Source organism: Pseudomethylobacillus aquaticus, assembly GCF_003730115.1.
Lineage (GTDB): Bacteria > Pseudomonadota > Gammaproteobacteria > Burkholderiales > Methylophilaceae > Pseudomethylobacillus > Pseudomethylobacillus aquaticus.
In genome coordinates, this window is record NZ_RJVP01000001.1 from 52891 (window position 1) to 71112 (window position 18222).

Below are 18222 nucleotides of genomic sequence, written 5' to 3' on the forward strand. Positions count from 1 at the left end.
TTATAATTAAAATCACTTCCAAACACCTTCCGGCCAGTCAAACATTTTGTTTTTCCGCAAAAAATCTGCCCCGCTGAATCGCCGACGTGTCACACCGACCGAGAAGGCGGCACCGTCCCGGTCTGCACCGGCGACGCCCGCGACACCTCTGCACCCGGTGGTACGCGAAGCCTGGTGGCTGGTGCTGGTTACCATAGGACTGTATCTGGCAGTCGTGCTGTTCAGTTACAACCCGGATGATGCGTCCTGGTCGCACAGCGTCAATGAAGCCGCCCAGGTGCACAACGCGGGCGGTAGTTTTGGTGCCTGGCTGTCCGATGTACTGCTTTACCTGTTCGGGAGTTCGGCCTGGTGGCTGGTGGTACTGGCTTTCTATGCCATGTGGCTGATCTATCTGCGGCTGGATACCGACACCGCAGCCCAGCGTCCGGTGCTATGGTTCAACGGCATCGGTTTTCTGCTGCTGTTGCTGGCGTCCGCTGCACTGGAAGCCGGCCACTTCGTGAGTCTGGGCGCGGATCTGCCCGAAGCGCCTGGTGGCGTGCTGGGCCTGGCGGTGGATGCGGGCTTGCGCAACATATTCGGCTTCACCGGTTCTACTTTGATCTTGCTGGTGACGGCGGCGGCCGGTTTCAGCCTGTTCACGGGCTGGTCCTGGCTGATGATGACCGAAAAACTGGGGACTGCGCTGGAAGTCAGCTTCCTGTTCCTGCGTGAGCGCTGGCAGGACTGGATGGACAGGCGTGCAGGCAAGCAGGTGGAAGCCAAGCGCAACCGCTATGTGCAGGAAGAGCGCAAGCGCACCGAAGACCGTCCGCTGGTGCAGATCGAAACACCGGCCTTGCAGATCATCCAGAGTGACCGCGTGGAAAAAGAGCGCCAGGTGCCGCTGTTCCAAGGGCTGCCAGATTCACCCTTGCCGCCGCTGCATCTGCTGGATGAGCCGCAGGGCACGGTGGAGGTGCAATCGGCCGAGACGCTGGAATTCACTTCGCGCCTGATCGAGCGCAAGCTCATGGACTTCGGTATCGAGGTCAAGGTGCTGACTGCCTTGCCCGGCCCGGTGATCACGCGCTACGAGCTGGAACCGGCAGCAGGCGTCAAAGGCAGTCAGGTCACCAACCTTTCCAAGGACCTGGCGCGTGCCTTGTCAGTCGTGAGCATACGCGTGGTGGAGACCATCCCCGGCAAGAGCTGCATGGGCCTGGAGATCCCCAACCCCAAACGTCAGGTGGTCTACCTGTCGGAGATCCTCGGCTCGCAAGTCTATGCCGATGTGCATTCACCACTGGCCATGGCGCTGGGCAAGGACATCGCTGGCAAGCCGGTGGTGGCCGACCTGGCCAAGATGCCGCACGTGCTGGTGGCAGGGACCACCGGTTCCGGCAAGTCGGTCGCCATCAATGCGCTGATCCTCAGCCTGCTTTACAAGGCCGAAGCCAGTCAGGTGCGCCTGATCCTGGTCGACCCCAAGATGCTGGAACTGTCGGTTTACGAAGGCATCCCGCATCTGCTGGCACCGGTGGTCACCGACATGCGTCAGGCCGCCAGTGCGCTCAACTGGTGTGTGGCCGAGATGGAGCGCCGCTACAAACTGATGTCGGCGCTGGGCGTGCGTAACCTGGCCGGCTACAACCAGAAGATCCGTGACGCCCAAAAAGCTGGTACGCCGCTCACCCATCCATTCTCGATCACGCCAGACAGCCCGGAGCCGCTGGACGAGATGCCGCTCATCGTGGTGGTCATCGACGAGCTGGCTGACCTGATGATGGTGGTCGGCAAGAAGGTGGAAGAACTGATCGCCCGACTGGCACAGAAGGCACGTGCTTCCGGCATCCATCTGGTGCTTGCCACGCAGCGTCCTTCGGTGGATGTCATCACTGGCCTCATCAAGGCCAATATCCCTACCCGCGTGGCATTCCAGGTATCCAGCAAGATCGACTCGCGTACCATCCTCGACCAGATGGGCGCAGAAGCGCTGCTGGGGCAGGGTGACATGCTGTATCAGCCGCCCGGCACCAGCTATTCGCAGCGTATCCACGGCGCTTTCGTTTCCGACCAGGAAGTGCATCGCGTGGTGGAGAACCTCAAGGCCCATGGCGAACCAAATTACATCGAGGGCATTCTCACTGGAGCCAGTGAAGAGAACGAAGAGGGCGGCAGCCCGTCTGGTGAAGGTGGCGGCGAGACCGACCCCCTTTACGACGAGGCGGTGGCCATCGTGCTCAAAACACGACGTGCTTCCATCTCTGCGGTGCAGCGTCATCTGCGCATCGGTTATAACCGCGCTGCGCGGCTGATCGAAGAGATGGAACGCGCCGGTCTGGTGTCCTCCATGCAGAGCAACGGCAACCGCGAGGTGCTGGCTCCCAATCACGCCGAATGACAGAGGCTTTATGAAACGACTCCTGATGTTGTTATTGCTGCTACCCGCACTTGCTCATGCAGGCGGCACCGAGCAGCTCAAAACCTTTTTCCGTAGCACCAGTGCCATGAAAGCCCAGTTCCTGCAGGTGGTGACCGATTCCCAAGGTCGCAAGGTGCAGCAGGTGGATGGCAGCATGCAGTTGCAGCGCCCGGGCAAATTCCGCTGGGATTACAACAAGCCCTTCGTGCAGCAGATCATCGGTGATGGCAAACGTGTCTGGCTGTATGACCCGGAGCTGAATCAGGTGACGGTGCGCGACATGGGGCAGGCGCTGGGTTCCAGCCCCGCCGCCTTGCTGGCGGGCAGCAAGGAAATCGAGAACAGCTTCGTACTCAAGGATGAGAAGCGCAGCGATGGGCTGGAGTGGGTATCCGCCACCCCCAAGCAGCAGGAGAGCGGCTTCGAACGCGTGCTGTTGGGCTTTGCTCAGGGCCAGTTGCGCGAGGTGGAGATGCATGACAGCTTCGGTCATCTGACCCGCATCCAGTTCTCCAGCATAGAAGTGAACCCCGGCCTGAGCGCACAGAGCTTCCGCTTCGTGGCGCCCAGCGGCGCGGACGTGGTGGGTGAATAGTCTGTTCGAAACGCCTGCCCCGCAGGCGCCACTGGCAGAACAACTGCGTCCCAAGACGCTGGCGGATGTGGTCGGTCAGTCGCATCTGCTCGGGGAAGGCAAGCCGCTGCGTCTGGCGTTCACCTCCGGCAAGCTGCCGTCCATGATCCTGTGGGGGCCGCCTGGCGTGGGCAAGACCACGCTGGCGCGCCTGATCGCCAACACCGCCGATGCCGAGTTCATCCCCCTGTCGGCGGTGCTGGCAGGGGTCAAGGACATCCGCGACGCAGTGCAACGTGCCGAACATACGCTGCAGCAATCCGGGCGCCGTACCATCATGTTCGTGGACGAGGTGCACCGCTTCAACAAGTCGCAGCAGGATGCCTTCCTGCCTTTCGTCGAGAGTGGTTTGCTCACCTTCATCGGCGCCACCACCGAAAATCCGTCTTTTGAAGTGAATAGCGCTTTGCTGAGTCGTGCCCAGGTGTATGTGCTGAATGCACTCTCCGAAGCCGAGCTGTCACAACTGCTGGATCGCGCGCTCGACGTGGCCGGGCAGGGCGTGACGCTGAGTGCCGAGGTGCGCGAGCAGGTGCTGGGCTATGCCGATGGCGATGCACGCCGCTTGCTCAACTTTGCCGAGGGCTTGTTCAACGCCGCTCATGCGGCGGCGCTCAGGGAAATCGATGTCGACTTCCTGCAATCCACGCTGGGTAGCAAGCTGCGCCGCTTTGACAAGGGCGGCGAGGCGTTTTATGACCAGATCTCCGCGCTGCACAAGTCGGTGCGCGGCTCCAATCCGGATGCGGCACTGTATTGGTTCCTGCGCATGATCGATGGCGGCGCCGACCCGCGATATCTGGCACGCCGCCTCGTGCGCATGGCCGTGGAAGATATCGGCCTGGCTGATCCACGCGCGCAGACCATGGCGCTGGAAGCCAGCGAGATTTTCGAGCGGCTGGGTTCACCCGAAGGCGAACTGGCCTTGTCGAATGCCGTGATCTATCTGGCTGTGGCCGCCAAGAGCAACGCGGCCTACAACGCCTACAATGAGGCCAAGGCCTTTGTCGCCAGCGACCAGTCGCACCCGGTGCCGCTGCATCTGCGCAATGCGCCCACCAAGCTCATGAAGTCGCTGGATTACGGCAAGGAATACCGTTACGCCCATCATGAGCCCGACGCCTACGCGGCAGGCGAGCGCTATTTTCCGGACCAGATGTCGCCACGGCAGTTCTACCTGCCTACGCCGCGCGGGCTGGAAGCCAGGATCGGTGAAAAACTGGCACACCTCAAACAGCTGGATGCGCAGTATCATGCCCGCAATCCTGATAAGAACGATCCCAAAAAGAAATAAACGCAGCGATCAGCTTTACTTGAAATCAACCTTACCTAGAATCAACTTTACAAGAAACAACAGGAATTCCCATGCTCGACATTCAAGCTTTGCGTAATGATCTGGATCAGGTGGCCGCCCGCCTGCAAGCGCGTGGCTACGCCCTCGATATCGCCGCTTTCAACCGTCTGGAACAGGAACGCAAAACCGCGCAGACCCAGACCCAGGACCTGCAAGCCAAGCGCAATACCAGTTCCAAGCAGATCGGTATCGCCAAATCCAAAGGTGAGGACGTCAGTGCCATCCTGGCGGAAGTAGCGGGCCTGGGCGAACAGCTCAAGGCCAATGAGGCCCGTCTCGCCGACGTGCAGGCTGAACTGCAAAGCCTGTTGCTGAACGTACCCAACCTGCCGCACAGCAGCGTGCCAGTGGGTAAATCCGAGGCGGATAATGTGGAAGTGCGCAAGGTGGGCACGCCGCGCCGCTTTGATTTCGAGATCAAGGACCACACCGATGTGGGCACGCCGCTGGGGCTGGATTTCGACACCGGTGCCAAGCTGTCGGGTGCACGCTTCACGCTGATGCGCGGCCAGATCGCCCGTTTGCACCGCGCGCTGGCCCAGTACATGCTGGACGTGCAGACTGAGCAGCATGGCTACACCGAATGCTATACGCCTTATTTGGTAAATAGAGAAACTTTAGTTGGTACGGGACAGTTGCCCAAGTTTGAAGAAGACTTGTTTAGAACAAAATCTTTAAATACGAGTTTAGATTTTGAAGATAACGAGTTACGGGACTTACAAACTGCTTTTCAGTCAGGCGATTTTGACGATACCTTAACAAGGATGAGTAGTTGGTTCGACAGGCAAGGTGGGTTGTACCTGATCCCCACTTCGGAAGTCACCCTCACCAACACCGTGCGCGACGAGATCGTGGCCGCCGAGGCGCTGCCCATCAAGCTCACGGCACACACGCCATGTTTCCGTTCCGAAGCCGGTTCCTATGGCCGTGACACCAAGGGCATGATCCGCCAGCATCAGTTCGACAAGGTGGAGATGGTGCAGATCGTGCACCCGGAAAGCAGTTATGACGCGCTGGAACAGATGGTCGGCCACGCCGAGAACATTCTGAAAGCACTGGAACTGCCTTACCGCGTGGTGCTGTTGTGCACGGGTGACATGGGCTTTGGCGCCGCCAAGACCTATGATCTGGAAGTGTGGCTGCCTGCGCAGGACACCTACCGCGAGATCTCGTCCATCTCCAATTGCGAAGCCTTCCAGGCGCGCAGACTGCAGGCACGTTTCCGTAATGCCCAGGGCAAGCCGGAACTGTTGCATACCCTCAATGGTTCTGGTCTGGCGGTTGGTCGTACGCTGGTGGCGGTGCTGGAGAACTACCAGCAGGCTGATGGCAGTGTGACCATCCCGACCGTGCTGCAGCCTTACATGGGCGGCCTGCAGGCCATACGCGCTTAAGCTGTTGCCAGCAAAAAAGCGCGGCCCTGCGTATGCACGGTCGCGCTTTTGTTTAACTCAGGCGCACTTTTCAGCGCACCTGTTCAGTGCTCGTCTTTTTCCTGACTCAAGGTCTCCATCAGCGAGATCTGCATGTGGTAGTGCAGGCGCACGAACCAGCGCCATAACAAGGCCACCAGCGCGCCGGTGATCAGCAATACCATCATCAGCACCTGCCAGGAAGGCTGGATGCCATGCCCCAGCCAGCCTATCAGCAGCGCGATCACCAGCAGCATGAGCACAGGCACCGCTTGCGAGATCAGCTTGCGCAGCTTTTCACCTTCATTCCAGGGGATGCCCTGGGTGCTGTGGTCGGCGAGCAGCAGGCTCATGGCCTGTGTCTTGCGGAACACCGCGATCAGGAATGGGGAAGACAGCAGCAAGGCACTGCCCCATAGCAGGGCTTTCTCCCAATCCACACTGTTCATCCAGGCAGGCGGTTTGATCCAGTGCAGCCCCAGCAGATGGCTGCCTGCAATGAAGAAGGCGCTGACCAGGCACAGGTTCACAAAGATCTGCAGCAAGGTCTTGCGGTAGATGGATGCCAGTAAGGCGCTGTCGCTCTCGGGCGGGCTGCTCTGCAACCAGCGTGCATACAGGTCGAAAAAGGCCGCCATGCGTGCGGGTACATGCCGGGTGATGCTGGCGGACAAGGGGTCAGCGGCTTTGATCAGGTAAGGGGTCAGCAGGGTGGTGATCACCGAAGCGGCCACCGCGATCGGGTACAGAAAATGGCTGGTCACGCCCAGCGTCAAGCCGAGTGCTGCGATGATGAAAGAGAATTCGCCGATCTGCGCCATGCCCATGCCCACACGCAGCGAGGTGCGACCATCATTGCCGGCCGCCAGGGTGCCCAGGCTGCAGGAGATGATCTTGCCCAGGATCACCACCAGCGTCACCACCATCACCGGTTGTGCGTACTGGATGATGGTGTTGGGGTCCAGCAACAGGCCGATGGTGACGAAGAAGATGGCGCTGAACATGTCGCGCACAGGTTTGATCAGGCGCTCGATGAGCTTGATCTGGCGCGATTCCGCCATGATGGCGCCTATCATGAACGCCCCCAGCGCCACGCTGTATTCCAGCTTGATCACCAGCAGGCAGAAGCCGAAGCACAAGCCCAGCACGGTGATCAGCAGCATCTCGTCGCGCTTGAAGCTGGCCACATACTGCAGCAGGTGCGGCACCAGCAGAATACCGAACACCAGCGACACTACCATGAACAGCGTCAGCTTGCCCAATGTGGCGGCAGCATCCAGGGTGCTGATGCTGCCATTCACGGCCAGGCTGGACAGCAGGGCGATGATGCCGATGGCGAGGATATCCTCCACGATGAGGATACCGAAGATGAGCTGGGCGAAGCGCTCGCGCTTCATGTCCAGTTCTTCCAGCGCCTTGACGATGATGGTGGTGGAGGAGATGGCCAGCATGGCACCCAGAAACAGCGAGTCCATGGTGTTCCAGCTGAAATAGCGGCCGATCTCGTAGCCCAGCCAGATCATCAGCACGATCTCGGTGAGGGCGGCCACGATGGCGGTGGCCCCCACGGCGCGCAGTTTGCGCAGGCTGAATTCCAGGCCCAGCGAGAACATCAGGAATACGATGCCCAGTTCTGCCAGCGTGTTGATGGTGTCCTGATCGTGGATGAACGGGAACGGCGGTGTATGCGGGCCGATGATGAGGCCGGCCAGGATATAGCCCAGCACCACCGGCTGTTTGAAGCGGTGGAACACAATGGTGACCATCCCCGCCACCAGCATGATGACGGCCAGGTCCTGGATGAAAGCGGCTGCGTGCATGATGCCCCGTTTTAATGCATACCGACCAGCAGGCCGGGCAGTGATGCAGGCTGCCGCGCTTCATGCTTCTCCAGGATCTTGTGATAGGTGCGGATCGAATCCACAAAGATCACCGGCGCACCGCCGCGCGCAAAGCCATATTTGAGCGTGGTGTAGTACTCGGCCTTGTTGAGCAGGGGCAGTGTCTTCTTCACGTCACCCCAGCTGTCCGGATTCAGCTGCATACGTTGTGCCAACACGCGTGCATCTTCCAGATGCGCGTAACCGATGTTGTAGGCGGCCAGTGCCAGCCAGGTCCGGTCCGGCTCCTGTATGCGTTCCGGCAGCAGGTCTTTGAGCAGCTGCACATAGCGTGCACCACCCATGATGCTCTGTTCGGCATCAAGGCGGTCGGTCACGCCCATGCGGTCGGCAGTGTCTTCAGTGAGCATCATCATGCCGCGCACGCCGGTAGGGGAGGTGTTGAGGCGGTCCCAGTGCGATTCCTGATAACTGATGGCCGCCAGCAGGCGCCAGTCTATGCCGGTGACGGCCTCGGCACGTTTGAAGGCGGCACGATGTTTGGGCAGCAGGGTGCGGATGCGTTGCAGATAAGTGCTGACATCCACGCTGTGCAAACGCTCGGAGTGGCCGTAGTAGCGTTCCAGCAGGCGACGCAGGCTGCCGTCCTTGTAGATCTTGGCAAAGAACAGATTGGCCTGGCGGTACAGCCACTCATCGCTGTTCTTGGGGAAGGCCCAGGCTACCTGTTCCGGCTTGCCCAGTGGCATGGCCACGCCCAGATTGGGATAGAAGTTCTGCACCATGGCCACCATGTGGCTGTCGGCCACGGTGTAGGCCAATGAACCATCGGCCACTTGTTCCAGCAGCTCGTCCGAACTCACGTTCCTGGGTTCGTTCCAGCGCAGCTTGGGGTGTTGGTGAGATAACTGGCCCAGGCGTTCGGCAAAGCTGGTGCCGGCTGGCACGGCCAGCGTGTCCTCTGACAGCGTATCCAGGTCCTTGGGCTTGGCTTGCGCAGTGTTGTAGACCACCTGTTGCTGCACCGTGTTATACGGCACCGTGAACTTGACCAGATGTTCACGCAGATGGGTGACGGTGATGTCGGCGGCGGCCAGGTCCGCCCGGCCTTTCATGAGCGTGGGGAGCACTTCGTAGATCTTGTTGACCAGCACGAACTCCACACGGTATTCCGGCCCCAGAAACGCCGCGAACTGCTGCGCCAGATCATGTTCCAGGCCGGCGTATTCATTGTCGCCATTCAGGTAATAGGTGTTGGGACCGGAGTGCGTGACGACTCGAATGACCTTGCTATCGCGTACATCGACCATGCTGGTGGCGTTCTCGCCATTCAGGTCGCAGCCCGTCAAGCCCAGCAGTGCCATCAAAACATAGATGCCTGTTCTCATCAGCGGGAGTGTCGCCAAGAATGCGGGCTTTGTCCAGCCTAAACACCGTTGCCATGTTTTCCGGACGCGGCGATACAGAGATATGAACCGCCCATGACAGAGAAAATTTAATCAAACGGTCAGGTAGTGATAGAATGCGCATCGCTTGAAGTGAGTCGCGGAAAGGTGGCAGAGTGGTCGAATGCGCCGGACTCGAAATTCGGTATAGCGGTCTCCGCTATCGTGGGTTCAAATCCCACCCTTTCCGCCATAAGTTTTTCCGTATACGTTCATTTCCTTCCGCATATCTCCGTTATACCCAGTCTTATCAAGCCTTCTTGGCTTTCCGGTTTTCCGAATGCTTCCGTATTCGTTCATATCAGTGCGTTTGAATCCGCGTTTTAAGTGTGGTAAGTTTTGGCATATTTACACACCCACCTCAGTATTTACCACACCCTATGCCAAAGCTGACCGAAATGCAGTGCCGAAAGGCGAAATGCGAGACCCGTACTATTTCAAAGCTTGGGGATGGCGATGGGCTTTATTTGTGGGTCTACAAGACCGGCATAAAGGTATGGCACTACCGTTATAAAATTAACGGTAAGCAAATGGGCATCCATATTGGCCGTTATCCTGATATGTCTTTGGCGGAGGCGCGCATTGAGGCGCGAGACAAGCGCAAATTAAGTTTCGATGGCATCGATCCTGCGGAAGATAAACGCAGAAAGCAGCTGGAAAACAAGGTATCTGGCATGACGTTCGAAGATGTGGCGCGTGAGTGGTACGGGAAACTGCAGCCCACCTGGACAATGTCGCACGCCACAGATGTTCTACGCAGGCTCCAGGTCAACATTTTTCCAACAGTGGGCAAGCGCCCTATAGCCGACATTGATGGTGTTGAATGGTTGGCAGCAATCGCTAAAATTGAGCAGCGTGGCGCAACGGATCTCGCCAGGCGGGTAAGTTCTGTAGGTGGTCAGGTTTTCCGCTACGGCATTGCCACGGGTCGATGCAAGTTTGACGTGCCATCCAGCATACGCGGCGCGCTTGCCCCTCACCAGAGGATCAATCAACCCTGTATCCCTCCCAGGAAGTTGCCGACGTTGATGCAGGCCATCATGCGCTACGCGGACGACATAGGCGACCACCAGACTCAGCTGGCGCTGCTGATGCTTGCGCACACCTTTGTCCGAACAAATGAACTGATCAATGCAACTTGGGCAGAGATTGATTTTGAAAGGGCGGTATGGGAGATCCCGCAAGAAAGAATGAAAGCAGGGCGCGGGCACATCGTGCCGCTGTCTAGGCAGTGCATAGGCTACCTGACAACGCTTAAAGAGCTTTCGCGCGGTAGTGACCTTGTATTTCCTGGAAGAGGGCGATTGAATCCGATCAGTAGCAACACAATGATTTTTGCCCTATACAGGCTTGGGTTCAAGCGTCAGATGACGGGGCACGGCTTTCGTGCGCTTGCCTCTACAATCCTCAACGAATCAGGCTTGTTCAATTCCGACTGGATTGAAAGGCAGCTTGCGCACGAAGAGGGCAACAAGGTGCGCGGCGCATACAACCGCGCTCAGTATTTGCCAGACCGTACGAGGATGATGCAATGGTGGTCTGACCACCTTGATCAAGCCGCTTTAGGCTCGTGATCGTTTGCAGCTAGGCGTAATATCGCCTTGTTTACCTCGGATTCAAGCCACCCGAACTTTGTGCGATGCGGGATCAGGCCTTCCGCCTGCATCTTGTAGATCGCTGTTTTCTTGCGATTAAGCCGCTTTTCCATTTCGGCTAACGATAAAAAACGCTGCTCCATGATGGTTCCTTAATGACTGAACTGCCAAAATCACAGCGCGATACGCTGCTGATTATTCACTGCTCGATTGACTGAGCCATACCCAATGCTGATGTGCAGATGCTGATTGAGCGCGGTCATGTTGTTGCAAAGCACGGCGGTGGCTGGATGACAACCAGATAGTGCTTCCATCGTCCGTTGCTGGCGTTTGTGTCTATTCAGGCTGGTGGCCGGCACGACGCACACAAACTCCATAACCCCCATGGCCAGCACACCACCACTGTTGCGGCAATCCGCCTTCGAAATGGCCAGATACCCTACATAAGCGCCGAGAGCGGCTGCCAGTACGGCAACGATGATTCTTTTCTTGGTCATGGGGCCACTCGCTTAAACTCAACTACCCACACCAATGGGTTTACGTCCCAACTTCCGGGTTCGTATTGGCTGACCAACAGGGCTGGAAGCTCCTTGGTGACGATACAGCGCCAGCAGTAGCGCTGATTCGACATCCTCGCTCATTGACTCCATCAATTCCTCGGCGTCAGAGTGATTGCCAGGCACACATAAAGACTGACGATTGTTGCTCATAGCCACGGTGTCCTTTTGTCATTCGCACGATCCCGGCGGGATCTGCGCTTGCTACCTTTGCGTTGCTTTGCCATGTTCATAAACCTTGTGTCATACGGAACCCGTCAATTCGTAAACCACAGGAAAAAGAGGATTACACCCTGTTTGCCACGCCCTCTCGGTCGTTCGGTACTGCGCGTGGCTGGGAAGTCCTTTTTTCAATGCCCCCTCTTTCCTGCGGACCCTGACGCTTACCCGGTCAGGTTAGGTGTAGTGACTGGATTACTCGCCAGTCCGAGGTATCACCCAGCGTGCCAGTCCTTTAAGGCTTGGCTAAGTTTGGTTACGGGGTGCCGTAGACAACCGGAAGACCTGACTCTCCCTTGATCCGCTCAATCATCTCTTTGCATGCCTCTTCGAGCACTTTGTCAGCGCGCTGTAACTCGTACCAGAAAACGATCTCGCCTGTATTGCGGTCAATCCGGTAGCGCAAGAACGCTCTCACCTTAAAAGGGGTGCCGCCAAAGAAAGGTGCAGCGCCAACGGCAAACTCCCGGAACAATTCGAGCTTGCCCTTTTGGGCTTTTTCGCCATCCTCGATGAACTCAATCTGCACCGTGCCGTTTTGTAAGTTGATGGCGCTTCCGTATTTCACTTTTCGCGTTTCTTGCAGGGACGACACAAATGTCAGCACGTCCGAACCAGTAGGAAGGTCGTCTCCACCATGGATGTCCTGAATGTTTTGTTCCAGGTAGTTGGCAAACTCAACTTGTGACATTGTCTTTTTGTTGTTCTTGTTCCAGCGGCGCCATTCCTCGGTCTGGCGAGGCATGAAAACAGTGGTGTGGTCACGCCAGCCAGCCTGGTCTCCATGGTCGTTATAAACTGCAGTTGCTTGCACCTTGTTGTTTGTGTAGTCCACGTCAACATAGATCACAGCATCGGCAAGCGAGCCGTGGCGTTTGGCCATCATGATGAAGCTGTCTGCATCATGAACATGAACGGTTCCGGATTTCCTGAGCGGGGCAGCGAGCAAGGCTTCTTTTGGCTCCCAGTCCCAGCCACCATTGGAGGCGGGCATCAGCAAATAAGGAACGCCTTCGATATGTTCCACGCGCGGTTGTCTGGTGATTTCCGCCACGGCGTCCGCTTCGGTTCGTACTTTATCCATCATCATTCCCTTCGTCGGTAGTGAGGCGTTTATGCGGAGACTTCACGGAGTGCTGTGGGTGCATCTTCAACACTGCGAAGCAGCAGCTCACCCTGGCCCGGCATGTTGGCTACCAGGTTGTTATCAGTGGTCACAAACATGATGGTTTCGCCCGCAGGAAGCGCAGGAAGCTTGGCTACGATCTTGTCCGCGACTTTCACTGCACCCTGGCCTTTGCTTGCAGGCGACACAGCGATTTCGATAACCAGCTTGCCTGCTTTGCCGGTTTCCTCCACCGCAGCAACGACGCGCTGAAGCTCATCTGCGCATTCATCAATAAAACTGCCACGACGCAAATCACGGATCGTGTCAAAAAATGGCCGTGCGTTATGGCTCGGTACTTTGTCTTTCATGAGATGCTCCTTGTCTTGTTGGCTCATTCAAAACACCTGTCACGCGTTTTGAAAAAGCGGCCTGCACGCAGGCCAAAGAGAGGTTCTGTTACTTCGACTTTCTCATCCGTTGCTTCCGCGCACCGCTCCAGCGCTGGAACTGCTGCTGGGCGGGCTTTGCTTTCTCGGCCTTTGGCCGGAAAAGGCTGGTGATCCATGACAAGAGGCGCATCAGGCAGCCACCTTGATGTCCCGCGCTGCGAAGTAAACGTCGCGGCATGCAATCACATCCCCCATGGCGGTGTGCGCACCATCAAACGTGCTTCCAAAGAAGTGCTGGTATGCCTCAGTCAGGTTTGGCGTTTTGTTGAAGCGGCGGCCACTGGCCACCATTTTTTCTGTGGGCGGCAGCTTGATAATTGGGGTGGTGATTTTTGCGGTGCACGCAGACAGCCCAGCCTTCCAAGCATCTGAACGCTTGCCCTCGTCTTGGAAGTAGCGCTTGAGTGCAATGCGGATGATGCGCGCATCGAACGACTCGTTATGCGCGACGCGGAGGCGGGCACCCACCATATCGACCAGGGCTTCCACGGCTACAAGCTCGCTAACCCCTACATCCATCGCAAACTCGTGCGATATGCCATGGATTGCGGTCAACTCAGGCTCAATCACCCAGCCGTCTGGGCGGATGATCATGTTGATGGACTGCAGGGTTTGCTGCGTGTCCAAGTTCACCATGATGGCGGCGAGCTGCACAATGTGCGGCTGGCGTGGGTCCTCAGAAGGCTCCGAGAAAAGTGGCAGGCCCGTGGTTTCGGTGTCGTAAAAGACGGCAATGTTCTGGCTCATAATCAGGCGGCTTTCTTCATGTTGTAGGTGGTTTCGAACTTGACGAACTCGACTAGCACAGCGCGGATCGATGCTTCGCGTTCGCCAAAATTGCGCGACTTGAGGAACGCGCTGATCACGTCCTGGTTTTCCACAACCACGGACTGCAGCATCGCGGGCGTTGTGGTTATTGCAGGGGATGCTGGATCACCGGCACTGCTGGATGGGAACGAAACGCTCGTGGGCTGGAGAGCGTCATCGGCCTTGATGACCGAAGCAGCAAGCGCGTCAACTTTGGCTGCTTCTGCTTGCAGTGCGGTCTGGGCTTGCTGTTCTGCTTTCAGCCTGGCTTCTGCCTCGTCACGGATTCGCTTTTCTCTGGCTTCAAGCAGCTGCTTGTGTTGATCAATGCGCGACTGAACAAGCAACTTGAAGTCTTCTTCTGGTTTGGTGATCACAGAGCGCAGGTCAGAAAACAGCATCCGGTACTCAGATGCTGTGGCGGCGAACCAACTCAGCTTGACGCGCATGTCACGCGCCAGCGCGTCTGATTCTGCTTTTGCTGTGGCCAGGGTGTCGGCACACTTGCTCTTGATGCTCGCAAGCGTTTTGAGACCGCGAATGGCGGAAGCAAAGTCGGGCACCGGCCATTCAACTCGCACGTCGATCTCACCCTGAAGCGCGTTGGTGTGGCTTTCGTAGATACGCTTTGCATCGAGTACGATGCTGGCTTTTCTGTTTTCCTTCTCTGTCTTAACCAGTTTTTCCAGCATCAAACGCGTCATGCGCGCGGTATCAAGATAACCTGATACCGTGCGACGCAGGTCTTCAAGGCTAGAGGCTTGAGCAAGCGCATTTGCCTCAGCTGCTTTCAGGGCAACCTCGGCTGTGCCAAGGATCTTCACCGCGGCTTCTGCATCTGAAAAGTCCTGGTCGGTTTCGGGCTTGGTATTGAGGTTGGCAACAAAGTCTTTTAACTTGACTCCGAACGCATCCAAATTGTGATGCACGATGATTTGACCTTGTGTTTGCACGGTAACTGCCGGTAGCTGCAGCGTGACCTGGGCCACGGGTTTCACGGCAGTTTCTTCTGGCGCGTAGGCAGAGAGGTCTTTTGCGAACTGCTCCCAGCCGTCAACTATCCTTTGACGCCGATCGAGGTCTGGCACGTACCAGCAGGTTTTGTATGCCAGCAGGCGGTCATAACCATCCCAATCACTGGCCATAAACAGGATGCGCTCGGCCCCGGAAACCATGCACTGCTGCTCCATCTGGATGAGGTAATCATCCGGCAGGAAGTCGGCAGCATTGTTAAGCCATACCAAGTCGTGCAGGCGTGCTGAGAGCTTTTTGTGTTCAAAGCCAATGCGCTCGTCAATCGTCAACCCATCAAAGCTGGCGCTGTACTTGCCCGTTGTGCCGGTTACTGGGTAAACGTCCTCCCCAATGATCTGCTCTGCAAGAGGGCGGGCCAGCGCTTCGCTACGGTGTCCATCATCAAAGCGTCTCTGGGTATATTCATCCACTTCAGGCGCAATGCCGGTCGCGTACTGATGCAGCAGTTCGGAACGTGTTTTGTAAGGCGAGACCCCCATCATTGCCGGTGCATCACTTGCGTTGAAGTGCTGAGCGCGGTGGGCGTGCCACTCTGGTGAGCCTTGAGTTAAATTTCTGATTTCCATGTTAATTCCCTTGGATGTAAACGGAAGGATTAGCCTTGGGCGCCAGGCTCGTTGGCTTCTAATTCAGCGACCCAGCCATCATCTACAGGAGGCAAAACTTCTACGGATTTATCAACAGCCTGCCAACCAGCTATCTCGGCCTTCTGCTTTTCTGAGAACAACTTGCCCTTGGATTCAATAAAATTGATAAATCGACCTGGATCTTTGCCGTTATCGACCGTTTTTTTCCATGCTGGCTTGTTGGTTAAGAATTCGTCATCGCTGTAATACTCGGTTTTCTGGAGCGCTGTGGCTTCTTCTGTCACGTCAATTTCCTTGCCCTCCATTTCATCTGCCGTTGGCTGAGAGCCAACTTCTGGGAATCCCTTTCGAAGGGCCTGCGCCTCCGCGCACTTCGCAAGCTGGGCATAGGGACGCTTTTTCCACATGGCATTCGGTGCGGATGATTCTTTGCTCTTGGAGGCGTAGTTCTCTTTCCATAACTCCTTGGCAGTGAACTCAACGATTTCGCCGCTCGGCATGCGTCTCTTAACAGCAACTCGGCACCACAATGGATAGGTGATTGATACGCCGTCCAGCGTTTCAGTGACATCAGGTCCGAACTCTGGCTCAGATGAGCCAGCGTGCTGTCCAGTGCGCGCCGCGTCAGTGCGGTAGTCATTGATGCCAGGCATGATCACGTCTCGCATTTTCTTTATGTCCCAGCCATTCCGGTCTTTTTCGCCGGTGGCTACAGGCATTGGGACAATGTGATATGGCTTCTTCAGCGGATCCTTACCGGCAGCGCGGCACACATTGATCACCATTTTGATACTGTTTACCTGCGCGCCTGGATAAACTGAATCCTGTAAAACCTTAATCAGGTCATCTTCTGACATTTGTAGCGCCGGGACGGGGGCTTTGTTGACCTTTGCTAATTCTGTGCTGCTCATCTCTTTGCTCCTTGTTATGCCGCACGCAGGCGGCGTGGTTGCTTCTTGTCTTGCGGTATTACGTGCTGCTCAAAGTGGTTGAGGATGCGAATACCTCTGGCCACGTACCAGGCCCAGTCGTCTGCGGCCTTCTCCTTCGCCAGCAGCGCTACGAGAAGGTCGGACGGGTCGGACGGCAGCTCTGCCTCAACAGGACGCCAGTCAGCGCGTGGTCTTAGAATGGCCATGTCGTTACTCCGGCGAGGTTCAGGAACGCATGTGTGTAGGCGAGGGCAAGGACAATCACGCACAGCCATAGCAGCACACGCCAGAAGTCGGAGAAGAAGCGCTTGCTCATGTCAGTCCTCATGCACAAGCGTTTCGCCAGCATGCGCAGCGAGAATGTCTTCGGTTTCGCTTTTGCCGAACACCTTGATCTCAATGCGGGCCAGGGCGGTCAGCTGCTTCTGCGAGCCGAAAGCAAGGGGCTTCAGGGACTTCAGGAAATCCAGTTCCCATTGCGTGATGTTGTACAGGGAGCGCACGCCATCGATCTCAGCTTCAATCAACTGAATGCGCGTCTGCAGGGAGGGGAGGGAGATGCTCATGCGGCCTCCGGAGGGTTGTCTTGAGGTGCCATGCGGTGCACGCCGTAAACCTTGTGCCAGCCTTTGCCGGCCGGCATGCTGTGACTGACCACCGCGAGACGTTTGGATGAATTGGCCCAGACGTGCATGCCTGACTTGCGTGCTTCCGTGTGCGCGGCGATAACGCACTCATCCTCACCGATGATGCGTGGGATCGGTGCTGGTGCCGGAGCATCGGCGCGAATGGGCGCAATGAAATCAATGATGGTTTTGATCATCATGGCGTGCTGCCGTAGATGCGGTGCCAGTTGCCACGCGGCTGGCTGGTGCTGATGACTACCTCATGATTAGTCAGGTTGGTCCAGATCGTGGAGCCCGTGCGTTCCGCTTCATCAAGTAGCTTCTTGTGGCTTTCATCAGGGGCAACGCTGCGGTGGTAGTGCGATATGCACGCCCCCTGCAGCGCAAGGCCCTGCTCAATCAAATTGAAACCTGCGGTCATCATCAAACCCTTTCAGTCTTGCCTTGATTCACGCCCGGCCTGCAACCGGCGTACCCCAAACGTAAGGGCATCAAAGTCGTGTTAGGAGGATGGTTCTTTTCTGCTGCCTCTGGTCTGTTCCGGCTTGGCGTCCTGCCCTGGCTGCCTGTGTTCCGGCAGTTACCTCGGTGATGGCCTTGCCTCCCTAGTCGCACTCGGCGATGTCGGCAGCTGATGAATTATCTTAGCAAGCTAAGAAGTAAAATTCAAGAAGTATTTTAGCTTGCTAAGATTTGAGATTTCACTCAGATTTGCATACGAAAAAAAACCGCCGAGTGGCGGTTTTATGGATGCTGGGTCACATGCTAGTACTCATGTCCCACATTAGGGGGGTAGGAAGGTACTCTTTTGGTACAGTTTTTGACTGCTCCCTCGACACGTCGATGCGCTACGCGGTGGCGTAGATCAAGCGTTCCAGGTGCGAGAAGAAGCCGACCCAGTACCCCTTGGCGCCGGACTCGTCCTTGAAGTCGATGGCCGACACGATGGCGCCCAGCGTGTTGGAGCCAACATAGTACGGGTTGTCCTTCATGAACTGGACGAAGTGAGCGGCGTATTCCCGGCCAATCTCGCACGCCAGACCGTAGTCATCGGTCGGCGGTACGCGCCAGTTGCTGGCGTTCTTGAAGCCGCGCTTGGGGCGGAAAACGAAGGGAAGCGCGGAGAGAGAAGCGGGTTTGACTTCGGGCTTGTAGTCCCGGCGAGCGGGCACGGTAGCGAGAGATTGAGCAGCCATGATGGCCTCCTGACAGAG

Annotated in this window: 20 protein-coding genes and 1 tRNA gene; 6 read left to right on the plus strand and 15 right to left on the minus strand. The window is 57.1% G+C overall.

The features are described 5' to 3' along the window. Window positions 1-46: 46 nt before the first annotated feature. The 4 genes from ED236_RS00230 to serS all read left to right on the plus strand — a co-directional run bounded on the left by ED236_RS00230 (window position 47) and on the right by serS (window position 5789). Window positions 47-2386: a DNA translocase FtsK gene (locus ED236_RS00230; RefSeq protein WP_123235950.1), complete on the plus strand. Its 2340-nt coding sequence runs from the start codon at window positions 47-49 to the stop codon at window positions 2384-2386. 10 nt (window positions 2387-2396) lie between these two features. Further along, window positions 2397-3002 (plus strand): outer membrane lipoprotein periplasmic chaperone LolA, encoded by a 606-nt coding sequence (lolA, locus tag ED236_RS00235; RefSeq protein WP_123235951.1) that lies wholly within the window; start codon window positions 2397-2399, stop codon window positions 3000-3002. Beyond that, on the plus strand, window positions 2995-4335 hold the full coding sequence (locus tag ED236_RS00240) for a replication-associated recombination protein A (RefSeq protein ID WP_123235952.1): 1341 nt from the start codon (window positions 2995-2997) through the stop codon (window positions 4333-4335). Before lolA ends, ED236_RS00240 begins: the two co-directional genes overlap by 8 nt. Window positions 4336-4406: 71 nt before the next feature. After that, window positions 4407-5789, plus strand: coding sequence for a serine--tRNA ligase (serS, locus tag ED236_RS00245; RefSeq protein WP_123235953.1), 1383 nt, complete (start codon window positions 4407-4409; stop codon window positions 5787-5789). Window positions 5790-5872: 83 nt separating this feature from the next. On the opposite strand, the gene ED236_RS00250 is transcribed toward serS, so the two are convergent. Further along, a complete protein-coding gene (locus ED236_RS00250; RefSeq protein WP_123235954.1) occupies window positions 5873-7627 on the minus strand; it encodes a cation:proton antiporter in 1755 nt (584 codons plus the stop codon). 11 nt (window positions 7628-7638) lie between these two features. Then, window positions 7639-9036 (minus strand): membrane-bound lytic murein transglycosylase MltF, encoded by a 1398-nt coding sequence (mltF, locus tag ED236_RS00255; RefSeq protein WP_123235955.1) that lies wholly within the window; start codon window positions 9034-9036, stop codon window positions 7639-7641. 159 nt (window positions 9037-9195) lie between these two features. Here mltF and ED236_RS00260 point away from each other — a divergent pair. Together ED236_RS00260 and ED236_RS00265 are read left to right on the plus strand one after the other, a co-directional pair. Beyond that, window positions 9196-9286: transfer RNA gene (locus ED236_RS00260), tRNA-Ser, on the plus strand. A gap of 187 nt (window positions 9287-9473) precedes the next feature. Continuing rightward, window positions 9474-10667 carry a tyrosine-type recombinase/integrase gene (locus ED236_RS00265; protein WP_123235956.1) on the plus strand — a complete coding sequence of 398 codons (1194 nt, stop codon included), beginning with the start codon at window positions 9474-9476 and terminating at the stop codon, window positions 10665-10667. Here ED236_RS00265 and ED236_RS00270 read toward each other — a convergent pair. The 13 genes from ED236_RS00270 to ED236_RS00325 all read right to left on the minus strand — a co-directional run bounded on the left by ED236_RS00270 (window position 10646) and on the right by ED236_RS00325 (window position 18204). Then, entirely contained in the window at window positions 10646-10831 is a 186-nt protein-coding gene (locus ED236_RS00270; protein ID WP_123235957.1) for a helix-turn-helix transcriptional regulator, read from the minus strand. The two genes, ED236_RS00265 and ED236_RS00270, sit on opposite strands and share 22 nt — an antisense overlap. A 30-nt stretch (window positions 10832-10861) precedes the next feature. After that, window positions 10862-11185: a hypothetical protein gene (locus tag ED236_RS00275; RefSeq protein WP_123235958.1), complete on the minus strand. Its 324-nt coding sequence runs from the start codon at window positions 11183-11185 to the stop codon at window positions 10862-10864. A gap of 535 nt (window positions 11186-11720) precedes the next feature. Beyond that, window positions 11721-12548 carry a DUF2303 family protein gene (locus ED236_RS00280; protein WP_162299556.1) on the minus strand — a complete coding sequence of 276 codons (828 nt, stop codon included), beginning with the start codon at window positions 12546-12548 and terminating at the stop codon, window positions 11721-11723. 29 nt (window positions 12549-12577) lie between these two features. Next, window positions 12578-12940, minus strand: coding sequence for a hypothetical protein (locus ED236_RS00285; RefSeq protein ID WP_123235960.1), 363 nt, complete (start codon window positions 12938-12940; stop codon window positions 12578-12580). 210 nt (window positions 12941-13150) lie between these two features. Further along, entirely contained in the window at window positions 13151-13768 is a 618-nt protein-coding gene (locus ED236_RS00290; protein WP_123235961.1) for a 3'-5' exonuclease, read from the minus strand. A 2-nt stretch (window positions 13769-13770) separates the two neighbouring features. Beyond that, entirely contained in the window at window positions 13771-15429 is a 1659-nt protein-coding gene (locus tag ED236_RS00295) for a lambda-exonuclease family protein (protein ID WP_123235962.1), read from the minus strand. A 29-nt stretch (window positions 15430-15458) separates the two neighbouring features. After that, window positions 15459-16361 (minus strand): phage recombination protein Bet, encoded by a 903-nt coding sequence (gene bet, locus ED236_RS00300; RefSeq protein WP_123235963.1) that lies wholly within the window; start codon window positions 16359-16361, stop codon window positions 15459-15461. A 14-nt stretch (window positions 16362-16375) separates the two neighbouring features. After that, window positions 16376-16588, minus strand: coding sequence for a hypothetical protein (locus ED236_RS00305; RefSeq protein WP_123235964.1), 213 nt, complete (start codon window positions 16586-16588; stop codon window positions 16376-16378). Further along, entirely contained in the window at window positions 16576-16698 is a 123-nt protein-coding gene (locus tag ED236_RS12700) for a hypothetical protein (RefSeq protein WP_275669175.1), read from the minus strand. Before ED236_RS12700 ends, ED236_RS00305 begins: the two co-directional genes overlap by 13 nt. Before the next feature lies 1 nt (window position 16699). Then, window positions 16700-16948, minus strand: a complete 249-nt coding sequence (locus ED236_RS00310; RefSeq protein WP_123235965.1) for a hypothetical protein — start codon at window positions 16946-16948, stop codon at window positions 16700-16702. Next, window positions 16945-17208: a hypothetical protein gene (locus tag ED236_RS00315; RefSeq protein WP_123235966.1), complete on the minus strand. Its 264-nt coding sequence runs from the start codon at window positions 17206-17208 to the stop codon at window positions 16945-16947. Before ED236_RS00315 ends, ED236_RS00310 begins: the two co-directional genes overlap by 4 nt. Then, window positions 17205-17435 (minus strand): hypothetical protein, encoded by a 231-nt coding sequence (locus ED236_RS00320; protein WP_162299557.1) that lies wholly within the window; start codon window positions 17433-17435, stop codon window positions 17205-17207. Before ED236_RS00320 ends, ED236_RS00315 begins: the two co-directional genes overlap by 4 nt. A gap of 421 nt (window positions 17436-17856) precedes the next feature. After that, window positions 17857-18204 (minus strand): hypothetical protein, encoded by a 348-nt coding sequence (locus ED236_RS00325; protein WP_123235968.1) that lies wholly within the window; start codon window positions 18202-18204, stop codon window positions 17857-17859. Between the last annotated feature and the right edge of the window lie 18 nt (window positions 18205-18222).

Bases quoted from the DNA above. Each gene is read 5' to 3' on its own strand.
- bet (WP_123235963.1), bottom strand. From the start codon at position 16,361: ATGAGCAGCACAGAATTAGCAAAGGTCAACAAAGCCCCCGTCCCGGCG.
- ED236_RS00265 (WP_123235956.1), top strand. From the start codon at position 9,474: ATGCCAAAGCTGACCGAAATGCAGTGCCGAAAGGCGAAATGCGAGACC.
- ED236_RS00270 (WP_123235957.1), bottom strand. From the start codon at position 10,831: ATGGAGCAGCGTTTTTTATCGTTAGCCGAAATGGAAAAGCGGCTTAAT.
- ED236_RS00310 (WP_123235965.1), bottom strand. From the start codon at position 16,948: ATGAGCATCTCCCTCCCCTCCCTGCAGACGCGCATTCAGTTGATTGAA.
- ED236_RS00325 (WP_123235968.1), bottom strand. From the start codon at position 18,204: ATGGCTGCTCAATCTCTCGCTACCGTGCCCGCTCGCCGGGACTACAAG.
- mltF (WP_123235955.1), bottom strand. From the start codon at position 9,036: ATGAGAACAGGCATCTATGTTTTGATGGCACTGCTGGGCTTGACGGGC.
- ED236_RS12700 (WP_275669175.1), bottom strand. From the start codon at position 16,698: ATGAGCAAGCGCTTCTTCTCCGACTTCTGGCGTGTGCTGCTATGGCTG.
- ED236_RS00250 (WP_123235954.1), bottom strand. From the start codon at position 7,627: ATGCACGCAGCCGCTTTCATCCAGGACCTGGCCGTCATCATGCTGGTG.
- ED236_RS00290 (WP_123235961.1), bottom strand. From the start codon at position 13,768: ATGAGCCAGAACATTGCCGTCTTTTACGACACCGAAACCACGGGCCTG.
- lolA (WP_123235951.1), top strand. From the start codon at position 2,397: ATGAAACGACTCCTGATGTTGTTATTGCTGCTACCCGCACTTGCTCAT.
- ED236_RS00275 (WP_123235958.1), bottom strand. From the start codon at position 11,185: ATGACCAAGAAAAGAATCATCGTTGCCGTACTGGCAGCCGCTCTCGGC.
- ED236_RS00280 (WP_162299556.1), bottom strand. From the start codon at position 12,548: ATGGATAAAGTACGAACCGAAGCGGACGCCGTGGCGGAAATCACCAGA.
- ED236_RS00295 (WP_123235962.1), bottom strand. From the start codon at position 15,429: ATGGAAATCAGAAATTTAACTCAAGGCTCACCAGAGTGGCACGCCCAC.
- ED236_RS00285 (WP_123235960.1), bottom strand. From the start codon at position 12,940: ATGAAAGACAAAGTACCGAGCCATAACGCACGGCCATTTTTTGACACG.
- ED236_RS00315 (WP_123235966.1), bottom strand. From the start codon at position 17,208: ATGATGATCAAAACCATCATTGATTTCATTGCGCCCATTCGCGCCGAT.
- serS (WP_123235953.1), top strand. From the start codon at position 4,407: ATGCTCGACATTCAAGCTTTGCGTAATGATCTGGATCAGGTGGCCGCC.
- ED236_RS00305 (WP_123235964.1), bottom strand. From the start codon at position 16,588: ATGGCCATTCTAAGACCACGCGCTGACTGGCGTCCTGTTGAGGCAGAG.